The 15,538-nt window shown below is 72.7% G+C and carries 17 protein-coding genes and 1 pseudogene; 13 read left to right on the forward strand and 5 right to left on the reverse strand.

Translation table 11 applies throughout. The features are described from left to right. The first annotated feature begins 6 nt into the window (after positions 1-6). Positions 7-549, forward strand: coding sequence for an arginine repressor (locus IE316_RS23125; protein WP_190206360.1), 543 nt, complete (start codon positions 7-9; stop codon positions 547-549). 156 nt (positions 550-705) lie between these two features. Here the strand turns inward: IE316_RS23125 and IE316_RS23130 are convergent. Then, positions 706-1,044, reverse strand: a pseudogene (locus IE316_RS23130) (hypothetical protein); the annotation flags it as partial. Positions 1,045-1,105: 61 nt separating this feature from the next. Beyond that, positions 1,106-1,801: a L,D-transpeptidase family protein gene (locus tag IE316_RS23135; RefSeq protein WP_190206361.1), complete on the reverse strand. Its 696-nt coding sequence runs from the start codon at positions 1,799-1,801 to the stop codon at positions 1,106-1,108. Positions 1,802-1,970: 169 nt separating this feature from the next. Between IE316_RS23135 and argH the strand changes: the two genes are divergently transcribed. The 4 genes from argH to IE316_RS23155 all read left to right on the forward strand — a co-directional run bounded on the left by argH (position 1,971) and on the right by IE316_RS23155 (position 6,629). After that, the gene (gene argH, locus IE316_RS23140) at positions 1,971-3,395 is read left to right on the forward strand and encodes an argininosuccinate lyase (RefSeq protein WP_190206362.1); all 1,425 of its coding nucleotides are present in this window, start codon (positions 1,971-1,973) and stop codon (positions 3,393-3,395) included. Between the two features lie 129 nt (positions 3,396-3,524). Beyond that, positions 3,525-4,475 carry an aldo/keto reductase gene (locus tag IE316_RS23145; protein WP_190206363.1) on the forward strand — a complete coding sequence of 317 codons (951 nt, stop codon included), beginning with the start codon at positions 3,525-3,527 and terminating at the stop codon, positions 4,473-4,475. Positions 4,476-4,554: 79 nt separating this feature from the next. Further along, on the forward strand, positions 4,555-5,106 hold the full coding sequence (locus IE316_RS23150; RefSeq protein ID WP_190206364.1) for a TetR/AcrR family transcriptional regulator: 552 nt from the start codon (positions 4,555-4,557) through the stop codon (positions 5,104-5,106). Continuing rightward, a complete protein-coding gene (locus IE316_RS23155) occupies positions 5,103-6,629 on the forward strand; it encodes an MFS transporter (protein ID WP_190206365.1) in 1,527 nt (508 codons plus the stop codon). The genes IE316_RS23150 and IE316_RS23155 overlap by 4 nt, the downstream gene beginning before the upstream one ends. Positions 6,630-6,764: 135 nt before the next feature. On the opposite strand, the gene IE316_RS23160 is transcribed toward IE316_RS23155, so the two are convergent. Next, positions 6,765-7,439: a lysophospholipid acyltransferase family protein gene (locus tag IE316_RS23160; protein WP_190206366.1), complete on the reverse strand. Its 675-nt coding sequence runs from the start codon at positions 7,437-7,439 to the stop codon at positions 6,765-6,767. 392 nt (positions 7,440-7,831) lie between these two features. Here IE316_RS23160 and IE316_RS23165 point away from each other — a divergent pair, with 392 nt between their 5' ends. The 3 genes from IE316_RS23165 to IE316_RS23175 all read left to right on the forward strand — a co-directional run bounded on the left by IE316_RS23165 (position 7,832) and on the right by IE316_RS23175 (position 10,133). Next, positions 7,832-9,001: a glycerophosphodiester phosphodiesterase gene (locus tag IE316_RS23165; RefSeq protein WP_190206367.1), complete on the forward strand. Its 1,170-nt coding sequence runs from the start codon at positions 7,832-7,834 to the stop codon at positions 8,999-9,001. A 75-nt stretch (positions 9,002-9,076) separates the two neighbouring features. Next, the gene (locus IE316_RS23170; protein ID WP_190206368.1) at positions 9,077-9,577 is read left to right on the forward strand and encodes a sigma-70 family RNA polymerase sigma factor; all 501 of its coding nucleotides are present in this window, start codon (positions 9,077-9,079) and stop codon (positions 9,575-9,577) included. Positions 9,578-9,635: 58 nt separating this feature from the next. Further along, the gene (locus IE316_RS23175; protein ID WP_190206369.1) at positions 9,636-10,133 is read left to right on the forward strand and encodes a GNAT family N-acetyltransferase; all 498 of its coding nucleotides are present in this window, start codon (positions 9,636-9,638) and stop codon (positions 10,131-10,133) included. Positions 10,134-10,136: 3 nt separating this feature from the next. Here IE316_RS23175 and IE316_RS23180 read toward each other — a convergent pair whose 3' ends face one another. After that, positions 10,137-10,565 (reverse strand): hypothetical protein, encoded by a 429-nt coding sequence (locus tag IE316_RS23180; RefSeq protein ID WP_190206370.1) that lies wholly within the window; start codon positions 10,563-10,565, stop codon positions 10,137-10,139. 1 nt (position 10,566) lies between these two features. Next, the gene (locus IE316_RS23185; RefSeq protein ID WP_190206371.1) at positions 10,567-10,926 is read right to left on the reverse strand and encodes a hypothetical protein; all 360 of its coding nucleotides are present in this window, start codon (positions 10,924-10,926) and stop codon (positions 10,567-10,569) included. Between the two features lie 70 nt (positions 10,927-10,996). Here IE316_RS23185 and IE316_RS23190 point away from each other — a divergent pair, with 70 nt between their 5' ends. The 5 genes from IE316_RS23190 (at position 10,997) to IE316_RS23210 (ending at position 15,506) form a co-directional block, all read left to right on the forward strand. Continuing rightward, a complete protein-coding gene (locus tag IE316_RS23190) occupies positions 10,997-11,647 on the forward strand; it encodes an HAD family hydrolase (protein WP_190206372.1) in 651 nt (216 codons plus the stop codon). 382 nt (positions 11,648-12,029) lie between these two features. Continuing rightward, positions 12,030-13,073, forward strand: a complete 1,044-nt coding sequence (locus IE316_RS23195) for a methionine ABC transporter ATP-binding protein (RefSeq protein ID WP_190206373.1) — start codon at positions 12,030-12,032, stop codon at positions 13,071-13,073. Beyond that, a complete protein-coding gene (locus IE316_RS23200) occupies positions 13,070-13,807 on the forward strand; it encodes a methionine ABC transporter permease (RefSeq protein ID WP_190206374.1) in 738 nt (245 codons plus the stop codon). Before IE316_RS23195 ends, IE316_RS23200 begins: the two co-directional genes overlap by 4 nt. A 93-nt stretch (positions 13,808-13,900) precedes the next feature. Continuing rightward, the gene (locus tag IE316_RS23205; protein WP_190206375.1) at positions 13,901-14,728 is read left to right on the forward strand and encodes a MetQ/NlpA family ABC transporter substrate-binding protein; all 828 of its coding nucleotides are present in this window, start codon (positions 13,901-13,903) and stop codon (positions 14,726-14,728) included. Between the two features lie 142 nt (positions 14,729-14,870). Next, on the forward strand, positions 14,871-15,506 hold the full coding sequence (locus IE316_RS23210; protein WP_190206376.1) for a GNAT family N-acetyltransferase: 636 nt from the start codon (positions 14,871-14,873) through the stop codon (positions 15,504-15,506). Positions 15,507-15,538 lie beyond the last annotated feature (32 nt).

Here is a 15,538-nt window from a genome sequence, read left to right on the forward strand (position 1 = left end):
ACGACGATGAGCCAGGCGCAGGACCAGGACAGCGCGGGGGCCGGGCCCGCCGTGCCGCAGACCCGCACCGCCCGGCACCGCAGGATCGTGGACATCCTCAACCGGCAGGCGGTCCGCTCCCAGAGCCAACTGGCGAAGCTGCTCGCCGACGACGGGCTGAGCGTCACCCAGGCGACGCTCTCCCGGGACCTGGACGAGCTGAACGCGGTCAAGATCCGGAACAACGACGGTGACCTGATCTACGCGGTGCCGAGCGAGGGGGGGTTCCGGACGCCGCGGGCGCCGCTGGGGGAGTCGGCGAAGGAGGAGCGGATGCGGCGGCTGTCGCAGGAGCTGCTCATCTCGGCGGAGGCGTCGGCGAACCTGGTGGTGCTGCGGACGCCGCCGGGGGCGGCGCAGTTCCTGGCGTCGGCGATCGATCAGGCGGAGTTGCAGGACATCCTCGGGACGATCGCGGGGGACGACACGCTGCTGTTGATCAGCCGGGATCCTACGGGTGGGCAGGCGCTGGCGGATCATCTGCTGCGGTTGGCGCAGAACGGCCACTGAAGAAGGGGCCTGGGGTGGGGCGCCGGGTGCGGGTCCGTCGTGGCTGGCCGCGCAGTTCCCCGCGCCCCTTCGGGGGGCGCTTCAGCGGCGTCGGCGGTGATCTCGTCGCCGCGACCGCCCTCGGGCGCCCGCACGGGCCCCTACGGGGTCTCAGCCCTCGACCCGCATCCGGTGCCGCGGGTTCAGCCGCAGCGGGGTCAGCACCCGATACCGGAGCACCAGCGCGCTGACCGAGCCGTACAGCCCGTACCAGGCGGTCCGGGCGAGCGGGTCGTCGGCGAGGACGGCGCCGGTGCCGATCCGGTGCCGGCCCGTGCCCAGCAGCCGGTCCGCGGCGCCGGAGATGGCGGGCGTGTCGCGCCACCACAGCCGCGACACGCCCGCCGTGCCCGCCCACGCGGCGAGCAGCAGGGGGACGGCGGGGGACCGGCGCGGCCGGATGCGGCGCATCGTCCGGCGGCGGGCGGCACGGCCGCCGGCGAGTGTGGTGGTCACGGTTCCTCCGTCGGGGGGCGGGACCCTTGGCCCACCCGTACGTGCCGCGACCGCGGGATGTTCAGTACCGGGTGACGGCCGTCGCCCCGCTCGCCGTGCCGATCGCCAGGTGCGGCCGGGCGGCCGGTTCCGCCCAGGCGAGGATCCGCCGCATCGCGCCCTTCGGCACCGACACGCACCCGGCGGTCGCCCCGGCCCCGTTCACGTGCAGGAAGATGCCCGCGCCGCGCCCCCGCACCGGACGCGCGTAGTTGAACGCCACGACCAGCGCGTGCGCGTACTGCCGGCCGTAGGTGATCAGGTGTTCGGCCTCCGCGGCGGCGCAGTCGGCGGGGCGGGGCTCGGTCCAGCGGTTGTAGGACCGGGAGCCGTTGTCCTGGCACCACCAGGAGTCCTCGCGCACCGGCCGGTAGGGGTACGCCGTCCCGCGCGGCGCCCGCTCGACACCGAAGGCGTACGGGAGCCCGTACAGGCCCGTGGGAGTGGTGTTCGTGCCCTGCCGTCGGGTCCGGCCGTCGGCCAGCCCCCGGGCCCCGAACCGGGCGGGCGCCGACCCGGCCCGCACCCAGCTCCCGCCCCGGCGGTCCCACCAGGTGACCGTGCCCGTCGTGGAGCCGGTGTCCGGGGCGACGGCGGTGATCAACTGGGCGCCGCCCCCGGTGTCCGCCATCCGCTCCGGCAGCGGGGCGGGCGGCGTGGCGAAGGCCGGCAGCAGGAGGGACGCGGCGAGCAGGACGGCGACGGCACCGGGGCGCATGGCTCAGACGGTAGGGCGCGGCAGCGGCGGCGGCAGCCCGGGGCGTCCGTCCGGGCGCCCTCGGGAGCCGCCGTCCGGGAAACCGCCCCGCCCGGCCCGGGAAATTGACGAGTCATGCAGAGGTCTGCATACTCATGCATAGCAGCGTTGGCACGGTGAGGAGCTTCGAGTGAGCAGCAGCGGTGACGTACGACTCTGGGGCGGCCGGTTCGCCGACGGGCCCGCCGAGGCCCTGGCGAAACTGTCCGCGTCCGTCCACTTCGACTGGCGGCTCGCCCCCTACGACATCGCCGGCTCCCGCGCCCACGCGCGCGTGCTGCACCGGGCGGGTCTGCTCACCGACGACGAGCTGACCCGCATGATCGCCGGCCTCGACCGGCTGGAAGCCGATGTCGCCGACGGCTCCTTCACCGGCACCGTCGCCGACGAGGACGTGCACACCGCCCTGGAGCGGGGCCTGCTGGAGCGCCTCGGCCCCGACCTCGGCGGCAAGCTCCGGGCCGGCCGCTCGCGCAACGACCAGGTGGCGACGCTGTTCCGGATGTACCTGCGGGACCACGCCCGGATCATCGGCGGTCTGATCGCCGACCTCCAGGACGCCCTGATCGGCCTCGCCGAGGCCCACCCGGACGTGGCGATGCCCGGCCGCACCCACCTCCAGCACGCCCAGCCCGTCCTCTTCGCCCACCACGTCCTCGCCCATGTCCAGGCGCTCTCCCGGGACGCCGAGCGGCTGCGCCAGTGGGACGAGCGGACGGCCGTGTCGCCGTACGGCTCGGGCGCGCTCGCCGGCAGCAGCCTCGGCCTGGACCCGGAGGCGGTCGCCAAGGAGCTGGGCTTCGAGCACGGCAGCGCCGGCAACTCCATCGACGGCACGGCCTCCCGCGACTTCGCCGCCGAGTTCGCCTTCGTCACCGCGATGATCGGGGTGAACCTCTCCCGGATCGCGGAGGAGATCATCATCTGGAACACGAAGGAGTTCTCCTTCGTCACCCTGCACGACGCCTTCTCCACCGGCTCGTCGATCATGCCGCAGAAGAAGAACCCGGACATCGCCGAGCTGGCCCGCGGCAAGTCCGGCCGCCTGATCGGCAACCTCACCGGCCTGATGGCCACCCTCAAGGCGCTGCCGCTGGCGTACAACCGCGACCTCCAGGAGGACAAGGAGCCGGTCTTCGACTCCATCGACCAGTTGGAGGTGCTGCTCCCCGCCTTCACCGGCATGATGGCCACCCTCACCGTGCACCGCGAGCGCCTGGAGGAGCTGGCCCCGGCCGGCTTCTCGCTCGCCACCGACATCGCCGAGTGGCTGGTCAAGCAGGGCGTGCCGTTCCGCGTCGCGCACGAGGTGGCCGGCGAGTGCGTCAAGGCCGCCGAGGCCGAGGGCAAGGAGCTGGCCGACCTCACCGACGAGCAGTTCGCCAAGATCTCCCCCCACCTCACCCCCGAGGTCCGCACCGTCCTCGATGTGCCGGGTGCCCTGGCCTCCCGGGACGCGCGGGGCGGCACGGCCCCGAGCGCGGTGGCGGTCCAACTGGCGGAGCTGAAGGCGAACGTGGAACAGCAGCACCTCTGGGCGGACGCCAAGCACTGAGCGGCGCGCGGAACCGCGTGACGGGCCACGACGCGCCCGCACCCACCCGACCGCCGCGCCACCCGCCCCCGAGGCGAAGGTCACCGCGGGTTACGTTGGTCGCCAAAAGGCCGACCGAACGGACCCGCGATGCCCCTCACCCTCCCCCACGGCCTCGGCTTCGGCCTCGCCGCCGTCGCCCGCCCCGGCTACATCACCCTCGGCCGTGACGAGGACCTCGGAGAGGACCGCGGCGTCGAGGCGCTGCGCACCCGCACCCACGACCTCCTCGACGCCGCCTACGCGCAGGGCGTGCGCTACATCGACGCCGCCCGCTCCTACGGCCGCGCCGAGGAGTTCCTCGCCGACTGGCTCGCCGCCCGGCCCGACGCCGACGACGTGGTCGTCGGCAGCAAGTGGGGCTACACGTACACCGCCAACTGGGCCGTCCACGCCGAGCGGCACGAGGTCAAGGACCACGGTCTGGCCACCTACGAGCGGCAGCGCGCCGAGACGGACGCCCTGCTCGGCGACCGGCTCGGCCTCTACCAGATCCACTCGGTCACCCCCGGCAGCCCGGCCCTCACCGACCGGAAGCTGCACGCCCGGCTCGCCGAGGCCGCCGCCGGGGGCCTCACCGTGGGCTTCTCCACCAGCGGCCCCGCCCAGGCCGACGCCATCCGCGCCGCCCTCGCCGTGACCGTCGACGGCGAGCCCCTCTTCCGTACCGTGCAGTCCACGTACAACGCGCTGGAGACCTCCGCCGGGCCCGCGCTCGCCGAGGCGCACGACGCCGGGCTCACGGTGATCGTCAAGGAGGGCATGGCCAACGGCCGGCTCGCCGGACCGCACGCCCCGGCCGCCCTCCGGACCGTCGCCGAGGAGACCGGCCTGACCTGCGACGCCGTCGCCCTCGCGCTGATCCTGCGGCAGCCCTGGGCCGACGTCGTGCTCTCCGGCGCGGCCACCCGCGCCCAGCTCGCCTCCAACCTGAGCGCCGCGACCGCCCGCCTCGACGACGACCAGGTGGCCGCCCTCGCCGCGCTCGCCGAGGAACCCCGCGCGTACTGGGAGCGGCGCGGACGCCTGCCCTGGCACTGAACCCACCGGACGACCCACGCCGTGAGTCAGCCATGCCCATCATGAGACATCAACGTCTCACATGGGTTACGCTTGTCTCATGGCTGTCGATCGTGACCACGTGCTGCGCACCGCCGCGGCCCTGCTGACCCGCAAAGCCACCGCGACCATGGACGAGGTCGCCCGGGCCGCCGGGATCAGCCGGGCCACGCTGCACCGGCACTTCGCCGGACGGGACGCCCTCGTCCGCGCCCTGGAGGCCCTCGGCATCGCCGAGTGCGAGGCCGCGCTGGACGCGGCCCGCCCGGACGAGGGGCCGGCCGCCGACGCGGTGCGCCGGCTGATCCGCGCGATCGAGCCCTCCGCCGGGCTGCTCGCCTTCCTCTACACGGAGAACCAGCTCTTCGAGGGCGAGCAGCAGAACGAGGGCTGGTCCCGCATCGACGCCCGGCTCGCCGCGCTGTTCCGGCGGGGCCAGGAAAGCGGCGAGTTCCGCATCGACCTGACCCCGGCCTGGCTCACCGAGGCGCTGTACGGCCTGCTGGCCTCCGGCGCCTGGGCGGTCAGCGAGGGCCGCGTGGCCCGCAACGACTTCACCCACATGATCGCCGAGCTGCTGCTCGGCGGCGCCGTCCGAAGAGAGGAACCATGACCAGCACCCTGCGGCCGGCCGACCCGACCGGGGCGGTGAGGCGCCCCGGCCGCTGGCTGGCACTCGCCGTCCTCGTCCTGGCCGTGCTGCTGGTGGCCGTCGACGCGACCGTCCTCGGTCTCGCCACCCCGTACATCAGCGAGGACCTGCGGCCCTCGGGCACCCAGTTGCTGTGGATCGGCGACGTGTACTCGTTCGTCATCGCCGGACTGCTCGTCTCCATGGGCAGCCTCGGCGACCGCGTCGGACGCAAGCGCGTCCTGCTCGTGGGCGCCACGGCGTTCGGCGCGGTCTCCGTGCTCAACGCCTACGCCACCTCGCCCGAGCTGCTGATCCTGGCCCGGGCCCTGCTCGGTGTCGCCGGCGCCACCCTGATGCCGGCCACCCTCGCCCTGATCCGCAACCTCTTCCACGACCCGCGCGAGCGCAGCCTCGCCGTCGGCATCTGGGGCGCCACCGCCTCGGCCGGCACCGCGGTCGGACCGATCGTGGGCGGGTTCCTGCTGGAGCACTTCTGGTGGGGCTCGGTCTTCCTGATCAACCTGCCCGTGATGGCCGTCCTGGTCGTCGTCGGCGCCAGGCTGCTGCCGGAGTCCCGCAACCCCAGCCCCGGCCCCTGGGACCTGACCAGTGTCGTCCTGTCCCTGGTCGGCATGGTCGGTGTCGTGTACGCCGTCAAGGAGACGGCCGCGCACGGCTTCGCCTGGGCCACGCTCGCCGCGGGCCTGCTCGGCGCCGCCGCGCTGTACGGGTTCGTCCGGCGCCAGTTGACGCTGCCGACCCCGCTGCTGGACATGCGGCTGTTCCGCGGCCGGGGCTTCAGCGGGGCGGTGCTGGCCGACCTGATGACCGTCCTCGGCCTGTCCGGGCTGGTCTTCTTCCTCTCGCAGTACCTGCAACTGGTGCAGGGCAGGCGGCCGTTGGAGGCGGGCCTGGCCGAACTGCCCGCCGCGATCGGCGCGGTGGCGGCCGGTCTGATCGCCGGGCGCGCGGCCCGCCGGTTCTCGGTGCGCGCCGTCGTCTCCGGCGGGCTCGCCGCCGTGGGGCTGGCCCTCGCCGCGCTCACCGTCATCGGGCAGTCCACCGGCTACCCGCTGCTCGGCACGGCCCTGCTGGTCGTCGGCGTCGGCGCCGGGTTCTCGTTCACCGTCACCGCCGACGTGATCCTCTCCAGCGTCCCCAAGGAGCAGGCGGGCGCCGCCTCCGCGGTCTCCGAGACGGCGTACGAACTCGGCGCCGCGCTCGGCATCGCCCTGCTCGGTTCCGTGGTGACCGGCGTCTACCGGGGCTTCACCGGCCCGCCCGGCACCCCCGAGGCGGCCCACGAGTCGCTCGGCGGGGCCGTGGAGAGCGCCGCCCACCTGCCCGCCGACACCGCCTCGGCGCTGCTGGACGCCGCCCGGCAGTCCTTCGTCGACGGGCTGACGCTCGCCGCGGGCGTCGGCGCGGCGATACTCCTGGCCGCCGCGGTCGCCGCCTGGTTCCTGCTGCGCGGCCAGAAGCTGGAGGACACGGCCGAGTGAGCCGGCGTACGCGCGAACGGCGGGCCACTCCCCGGAGCGACCCGCCGTTCCCGTACCCGCCGCGCGTCAGGCGGCGTCGGCCTTCTTCACCCGCCGCGCCGTCGCGCGGCCTCGACCTTCTTCACCCGCGGCGCGTCACGCCGCCTTCTTCGCCTTCGTGGCGTACATGTCCACGTACTCCTGGCCGGAGAGCCGCATGACCTCGGTCATCACCGAGTCGGTCACCGCCCGCAGCACGTACCGGTCGCGGTCCATGCCCTCGTACCGGGAGAACTCCATCGGCTCGCCGAAGCGGACCGTCACCCGGCCCGGCCGCGGGATGCCGTTGCCGCCCGGCTGGAGCTTGTCGGTGCCGATCATCGCGAACGGCACCACGGGCGCGCCCGTCATCAGCGTGAGCCGGGCGATGCCGGTCCGGCCGCGGTACAGACGGCCGTCGGGGGAGCGGGTGCCCTCGGGGTAGATCCCGAAGATCCGGCCCTCCTCCAGCACCCGGCGGCCGGTCATCAGCGCCGCGACCCCGCCGTTGGCCCCGTCCCGGTCCACCGGGATCATGCCGACGCCGGTGAAGAACCAGGCCATCAGCCGGCCCTTGAGGCCCTTGCCGGTGACGTACTCGTCCTTGCCGATGAAGACCACCTGCCGCCTGGTCACCAGCGGCAGCACGATCGAGTCGATGAACGTCAGGTGGTTGCCGGCCAGGATCACCGGGCCGTCGCCGGGGATGTGCTCCGCGCCCTCCACCTGTGGGCGGAACATCAGGCGCATGATCGGACCGAGCACTGCCTTGATGAGCGCGAAGCGGGACAACGTGCCCTCCGGTAGGAGAAGTGTCGAGGGATGCGGTATGAGTCTGTGCAGGTGAGGACATTACTCGCGGCCCGGGGGGTCGCGCACGTCGGGTTCACCGGGTCTTACGCCGTGTTGACGTGGGTTCACCTGGGGCGCAACCGCGTAGCGTCCCGGAAACCCGCCCGGCACGATGTGAGGCAGGTCGCGTCCGGCGGGGCCCCGGCCGCCCGGCGGCACCGGTCGCCGACCGGGTACCCGGGCCGCGCCGGGCCAAGCCGACGGACGGTCAGTTCCCGCCCCGCACACGACATCCGGCGTCACCCCCCTGTTCGGTCCGGGGCCTCCCGTCCGTCATGTCCGCGCCCCTACGATCGCCCCGCACTCGAACAGGCGACGGCGAAAGGGCGCTCATGGCAACGCAGGAGTCGAACGAGCGGGCGAGCGGCACCGGACGGCGGGCGCTGCTCGGCGCCGCGGTCCTCGGCGCGGGCGGCGCGGTACTCGGCCTGCCCGGCACGGCGTCCGCCGCCGGTCGCGGCCACGGCGGCGGCAAGGGGCTCAAGGGCCTCCCGGTCCCGACGATCATCGGACACCGCGGCGCCAGCGGCTACCGCCCCGAGCACACCCTCGGCTCCTACCAGCTCGCCCTGGACATGGGCGCGGACATCGTCGAGGCCGGCGACCTGGTGCCCACCAAGGACGGTCACCTCGTCTGCCGGCACGAGCCGGAGATCGGCGGCACCACGGACGTCGCCGACCACCCCGAGTTCGCCGGCCGCAAGCGCACCAAGGTGCTGGACGGCGTCCCCACCACCGGCTGGTTCACCGAGGACTTCACCCTCGCCGAGCTGAAGACGCTCCGCGCCACCGAGCGCATCCCCGCCAACCGCCCGCACAACACCCTCTACGACGGCCGCTGGGAGATCCCCACCTTCGAGGAGGTCCTGCGCTGGCAGGACGAGCAGACCCGCAAGCGCGGCAAGCAGGTCTGGATCTACCCCGAGCTGAAGCACCCCACCTACTTCCGCGGGCTCGGCCTGCCCACCGAGGAGCGCCTGGCCAGGCTGCTGCGCAAGCACGGCAAGGACGGCAAGCACGCGCCGGTCGTCATCCAGTCCTTCGAGCCCACCAGCATCCGGCGGATGAGCGCGCTGGTCGGCAACCCGCTCGCCGTCCTGCTCTCCGGCGCCACCAGCCGCCCCTGGGACTTCGTCGCCGGCGGCGACCCCCGCACCACCGCCGACCTCATCACGCCCGCGGGGCTGAAGGAGATCGCCTCCTACGCCCAGGGCATCGGCCCCACCCTGGACCTGATCATCCCGCGCGACGCCGCGGGCCGCCTCACCGCGCCGACCACCCTGGTCCGCGACGCCCACCGCGCGGGCCTGATCCTGCACCCCTACACCCTGCGCAACGAGAATCCCTTCCTGCCCGCCGAGTTCCGCCGGGGCACCGACGCCGACGGCTACGGCGATGTCTTCGGCGCCTACCGGGCGTACTTCGCCACCGGCATCGACGGGATCTTCACCGACCAGCCGGACACCGGGCTGCTGGCCCGCGAGGACTTCGTCAACAACTGAGCGACACACCCCCCGGTAGGGGGAGCTTCGACCGCCCGGGCAACCCGCCGCCCGGGCGGTCGCGTCGTGCTGCATATGACGGAGGATCTGCTCATCACCTTACGCCCGCTGCTCACCGCCGAGGCCACGGCCGAGGCATATGCGACCGGAACCGAGCCGGGCGACCTGGAGCAGACCGTCTGGCTCCGCCTCCTGGAACGCCTGGAGGCCGACGGTCCGCCCCTCGACCCGCACCGCTGGCTGCGCAGCGTGGTCCGCACCGAGGCCCGCCGCACCCGCCGCACCGCCCGGCACGAACGACCGTACGAGAGCGGGGACGAGCCCGCCGACACCGACGACCGCATCCCGGAACAGCTCGTGCTCACCGCCGCCCGGCACCGGGCGCTGCACGAGGCCGTCCGCAAACTCCCCGGCCGCTGCCCCCGGCTGATGGCCGCCCTGCTCTCCCCGGCGGACCTGACATACCGGGAGATCGCGGGGGAGTTGGGTATCTCACAGGGCAGTCTTGGGCCGGAACGTTCCAGATGCCTGGGTTGTCTGCGCCGATTGCTCACACCGGAGGTTGCGGCCCGCTGAGGACGGGGATAGGAGTGAGGGACCACAGGCCGATCAGGTGAGCGGGAGGCATGCGCACATGGGCATGAGCGTGACCATCGCGGCGGCGACCGAACGGGACGCCGAGCAGATCTTCCGGTTGCAGTACCTCTGCTTCCAGAGCGAGGCCGCACTGTACGGCAACTACCGCATCGACCCGCTGGTCCAGACCCTCGACTCGGTGCGCGAGGAGGTCGCCCAGGACTGCGTCTTCGTGGCCCGGCTCGGCGACGAGGTGGTCGGCTCGGTACGCGGCCGGATCACCGAGGACGGCGCCGCCTCCATCGGCAAGCTCTGCGTCCACCCCCGGCTCCAGGGCCACGGCATCGGCGCCCGCCTGCTGAAGGCGGCCGAGTGCGCCCTCGCCGAGGAGCGCGGCGCCACCCGCTTCCGGCTGCACACCGGCCACCGCAGCGAGGGCAACCTGCGGCTGTACCGCCGGGTCGGCTACGAGCGGGTCGGCACCCTGGAGGGCGCCGACGGCGTCCCGATGATCGTCCTGGAGAAGCAGGCCGGGGCGTACGTCAAGACGGCCTGACCGTCAGCCGGCGGCAGCCTGCTGCCGGGACCCGCGCAGCCAGTACAGCGCGGAGACCGGCAGCAGGACCGGGATGAAGAGATAGCCCATCCCGTAGTCCGACCACACGGTCGCGTCCGGGAACGCGGACGGCTCGATCAGCGTCCAGGTGCCCACGGTCAGCACCCCCGCCAGCTCCACCGCGCAGCAGACCCGCGCCGCCCGGCGGGCCGTCTCCCCGCCGCGCACCAGCGTGTACGTGATGAAGCCGTAGACCACGCCGGCCAGCGCGGAGAGCGTGTAGGCCAGCGGCGCCCGGTCGAACTCGGTGGCGATCTGGTACGCCGAGCGCGACACCGCGCCGACCACCATCACCCCGTACAGCCACACCAGCAGGATGCCGGGGCCGGCGATCAGCCGGGTCCTCGGCTTCTTCTCCTCGGTCACCGCCACCTCAGCCTCCCCAGATGTCGTACAGCCGCACCTGGAGGACGGCCAGGACGACGCCGCCGGCGGCCACCGTCACCGAGCCCCAGCGGGTGCGTTCGGCCAGCGACATGAACCCCGCCGCCGGGATACAGGCGAAGGCCCCCAGCAGATACGCCACGAAGATCGTCGTACCCTGCTCCGGGTCCTGCCCCTGCGCCAGCTTGACGACGCCGATCACCAACTGCGCCAGCGTCAGCACCGTCACCACGGCCATGCCGATGAAGTGCCAGTCCTTGGTCGGCTGGCCCCGGTACGCGGCCCAGCCGCACCAGGCGGCGAGCAGCAGCGCGGCGACCGCGGTCACCAGCGTCAGGACGTCGAGCATGGCAGTGACCTTATTACGGCGGAAAAGGCCCGATGCGGCCGACCCCGGCGTACACCGTAGGGTCGGTGGCATGAAGATCCGCGCCACCGCCCTGCTGTTCGACAACGACGGCACCCTCGTCTCCTCCCTGGAGTCCGTCGACCGCTGCTGGGCCCGGTGGGCCGAGGAGTACGGGATCACCGCCGAGCAGTTCGGGAAGGTCGAGCTGCACGGGCGGCCGGCCGCCGAGATAGCCGCCGACCTGCTGCCCGCCGAGATCGTGCCGGAGGCCGTCGCGCGGATCGAGGACCTGGAGGTCGAGGACGTGCCCAACGGGGGCGTGCACCTGCTGCCCGGCACCCGCGCCCTGCTCGACGCGCTCCCGGCCGACCGCTGGGCCGTCGTCACCTCCGCCACCCGGCGGCTGGCCGAGGCCCGGCTGGCCGCCGTCGGCATCCTGCCCAAGACCCTGATCGCCGCCGACGACATCACCCGCGGCAAGCCCGACCCCGAGCCCTATCTGCTCGGCGCCCGCGCCCTGGGCGTCGACCCGGCCGACTGCGTCGTCTTCGAGGACGCCCCCGCCGGACTGCGCTCCGGCCGTGCCGCCGGCATGACCACCGTGGCGTTGACCACAACCCACCGGGCCGCCGAACTCGACGCCGACCTGGTGGTCGAGGACCTCTCCGCGCTGTCCGTACAGGTCACCGACGGGGGAGTGGAGATCGCCCGCCGGGACTGACCCGGGGCCCGCCGGGCACGGCCGTCCCACCGCTGTCCAGAATGCGGACAGCGGCGTCCGGTCCGGACCATACGTCTGCTTTACTGAGCGCATGACCACGACGAGCGCACGCACCCCTGCGACCGAGGCGACCTTGACGCCCGGTGCTCGTTGTCTGTGTATGCGTCGAATGTGCGCCTGCTAGAGGGCCCCCGCAGCATCTGAGCCTCGCGCCCCGAAGCGAGAGCCGGCTCCCTCAGCCCCCGCGGCGAGAGGGCCACCGCCCCCGCGCACACGCTTCTCCCCGGTCACCTCGCCACCGCGAGAACCGTGCCGCGTCCTGACCGAATGCACCCGTGCCGGGCAGACCTGCGCCCGCGCACTCGACAGTGACGGAAACACAGTGATCACCACCTCGGGCCTCACCAAGGTCTACCGCTCACGCGGCCGCGAGGTCACCGCCCTCGACGGGGTCGACCTGCACGTCCGCGAAGGCGAGGTCTACGGCGTCATCGGCCAGTCCGGCGCCGGCAAGTCCTCGCTCATCCGCTGCATCAACCTCCTGGAGCGCCCCACCTCCGGCACGGTCACCGTCGCCGGACAGGACCTCACCGCACTGGCCGGGCGCGGCCCCCGGGCCGGCCGGGAACTGCGGCAGGCGCGCAGCCGCATCGGCATGGTCTTCCAGCACTTCAACCTGCTCTCCACCCGGACCGTGCAGGACAACGTGGAACTGCCGCTGGAGATCCTCGGCAGGTCGGGCAGGGAACGGTCCCGCAAGGCGCTGGAACTGCTCGACCTGGTCGGCCTCGCCGACAAGGCCAAGGCGTACCCGGCCCAGCTCTCCGGCGGCCAGAAGCAGCGGGTCGGCATCGCCCGCGCCCTGGCCGGCGACCCCAAGGTGCTGCTCTCCGACGAGGCCACCAGCGCCCTGGACCCGGAGACCACCCGCTCCATCCTCCAGTTGCTGCGCGACCTCAACCGGCAGCTCGGCCTGACGGTGCTGCTGATCACCCACGAGATGGACGTGGTCAAGAGCATCTGCGACTCGGCCGCCCTGATGGACTCCGGCCGCATCGTGGAGTCCGGCACGGTCGGCGAACTGCTCGCCACCCCCGGCTCCGAGCTGGCCGCCGCCCTGTTCCCGGTCACCGGCGACGCCTCGGCCGAGGACCGCACCGTCCTCGACGTCACCTTCCAGGGCGAGGCCGCCACCCAGCCGGTCATCTCCCAGCTCTCGCGCACCTACAACATCGACATATCGATCCTCGGCGCCGCCATCGACACCGTCGGCGGCCTCCAGGTCGGCCGGATGCGCATCGAACTGCCCGGCCGCTACGAGGACAACGTCGTGCCGGTCGGCTTCCTGCGCGAGCAGGGACTCCAGATCGACGTGGTCAACGCGAACGAGGACGGTCCGGAACTCGTGAAGGAAGGTGCCCGGTGACCTGGTCCGAGATGCAGCCCCTGCTGGAGCAGGCGTGTACCGAGACGCTGGTCATGGTCGGCTGGTCCACCCTGATCGCCGTCGTCGGCGGCCTGCCCATCGGCGTCCTGCTCGTCCTCACCGACACCGGCGGTCTGCTCCAGAACACCGTGGTCAACAAGGTGCTCGGGCAGATCGTCAACATCGCCCGCTCGATGCCGTTCATCATCCTGATGGTCGCGCTGATGAACTTCACGCGCTGGATCACCGGCACCACCATCGGCTCCACCGCCGCGATCGTGCCGCTCGCCATCGGCGGCATCCCCTTCTTCGCGCGGCTGGTCGAGACGGCCGTGCGCGAGGTCGACGGCGGACTGGTCGAGGCCGTGCAGGCCATGGGCGGCAACACCTGGACCGTCGTCCGCAAGGTCCTCGTCCCCGAGGCGCTGCCGTCCCTGATCGCCTCCACCACGACCACGATCATCGCCCTGATCGGCTACTCCGCCATGGCCGGCACGGTCGGCGGCGGCGGCCTCGGCGACCTCGCCGTCCGCTACGGCTACAACCGCTTCGAGACCGGCCTGATGTGGGTCACCGTGGCGATCCTCGCCGTGGTCATCTCCGTCATCCAGTTCGCCGGCGACTACGCCGCCCGCGCCCTGCACCGGCGCGGCGGACGCTCCGGCGCGGCGCCCAGGCTGCGGCTGCTGAAGGCCAAGGAACCCGCCGCGGCCGACATCAGCAAGGTCGCGTAAAACCTCAGACTCCGCAGAGTCGAGCAGAACCCCAAGACTCCCCCGTACCACCCGAGACGGGGTCGCACCACCCATTCAGGAAAGGCACTTTTCGTGCGTAACACCGCCAAGATCACCACCGCTGTCCTCGCCGCCGGAGCCCTCACCCTCGGGCTCAGCGCCTGCGGCTCGGACAAGGACGCCGCCTCCGACACCTCCGGCCCGCTGGTCGTCGCCGCGACGCCCGTGCCGCACGCCGAGATCCTCACCTACGTCAAGGACAACCTGGCGAAGAAGGAGGGCCTCGACCTGGAGGTCAAGGAGTTCACCGACTACGTCACGCCGAACACGGCGACCGAGGACGGCTCGGTGGGCGCCAACTACTTCCAGACCGAGCCCTACCTCGAGGACTTCAACAAGAAGAACGGCACCCACCTGAAGTCCGTCGCCTCGGTGCACCTGGAGCCCCTCGGCCTCTACAGCAACAAGGCCGACAAGGCGGAGGACCTGAAGAACGGTGCGACCGTCGCCGTCCCCAACGACAGCGTCACCGAGGCCCGCGCCCTGCAGTTGCTCGCCGCCAACGGGCTGATCACCCTCAAGGACGGCGTCGGCACCGCGGCCACCACCGCCGACATCACCAAGAACCCCAAGAACCTCAAGTTCAAGGAGCTGGAGGCGGCCCAGACCCCGCGCTCCCTGAACGACGTGGACGCGGCGGTCATCAACGGCAACTACGCCCTCGAAGCCGACCTCAAGCCCGCCGAGGACGCCCTCGTCCTGGAGTCCGCGAAGAACAACCCCAACGTCAACCTCCTCGTCGTCAAGGAGGGCCAGGAGGACGACCCGCGCGTCAAGAAGCTCGCCAAGCTCCTCACCTCCCCCGAGGTGAAGAAGTTCATCGAGGACAAGTACGCCGGTTCCGTGATCCCCTCCTTCTGATCACACCGCCCGCCGCCCCCGGGGTCCGCTCCCGACCGGAGCGGACCCCGTGGTGCGGTCCGAGCCCGCCATGCTGCATGCTGGGCAGTTCAGCAGGCAGGGCCCCGACGGCCACGACGGTACGAAGGTTACGGAGCGGCGCATGACGAGCACCTTCCCCAACATCTCCATCAGCACGGAGCGGTTGGTGCTGCGCCCCCTCGACGAGGACGACGTGCCCGCCCTCGCCGCCATGATGAACGACGAGCAGGTCGGCGCCTGGACCGACGTCCCCCAGCCCTTCACCGAGGACGCCGCCCGCGCCTGGATCACCCAGCACGCCCCCGCCGACCGCGCGGCCGGCCGCGGACTCGACCTCGCCGTCACCGAGTTCCTCACCCAGCGCCTGGTCGGCGTGGTCCGGCTCACCCGGACCAACTGGCACGTCCGGTCCACCGAACTGTCGTACATCGTCGCCCCCTGGGCCCGCGGCGAGGGCTACGCCTCCGAGGCCGCGCTCGCCACCGCCCAATGGCTGTTCGGCGACCAGAAGTTCGAGCGCATCGAGCTGCGCACCGCCGCCGACAACACCGCCTCCCAGCAGGTCGCCCAGAAGATCGGCTGCATCAGCGAGGGCGTCCTGCGCAACGCCTGCATAGCGCACGTCCGGGCCGACGACGGGACCTGGACCGACGTACGCACCGACTTCATCGTGTGGAGCCTGCTCCCCGAGGACCTCGAAGGCGCCGAGCAGCTCGCCGGCGGCGACGGCTTCACCGCCTTCAGCGACTGGAGCTGACCCGCGGGCCCCGGCACCACCGTCATGGACCG

This window comes from Streptomyces fumanus, from assembly GCF_014655295.1.
Taxonomy (GTDB): domain Bacteria; phylum Actinomycetota; class Actinomycetes; order Streptomycetales; family Streptomycetaceae; genus Streptomyces; species Streptomyces fumanus.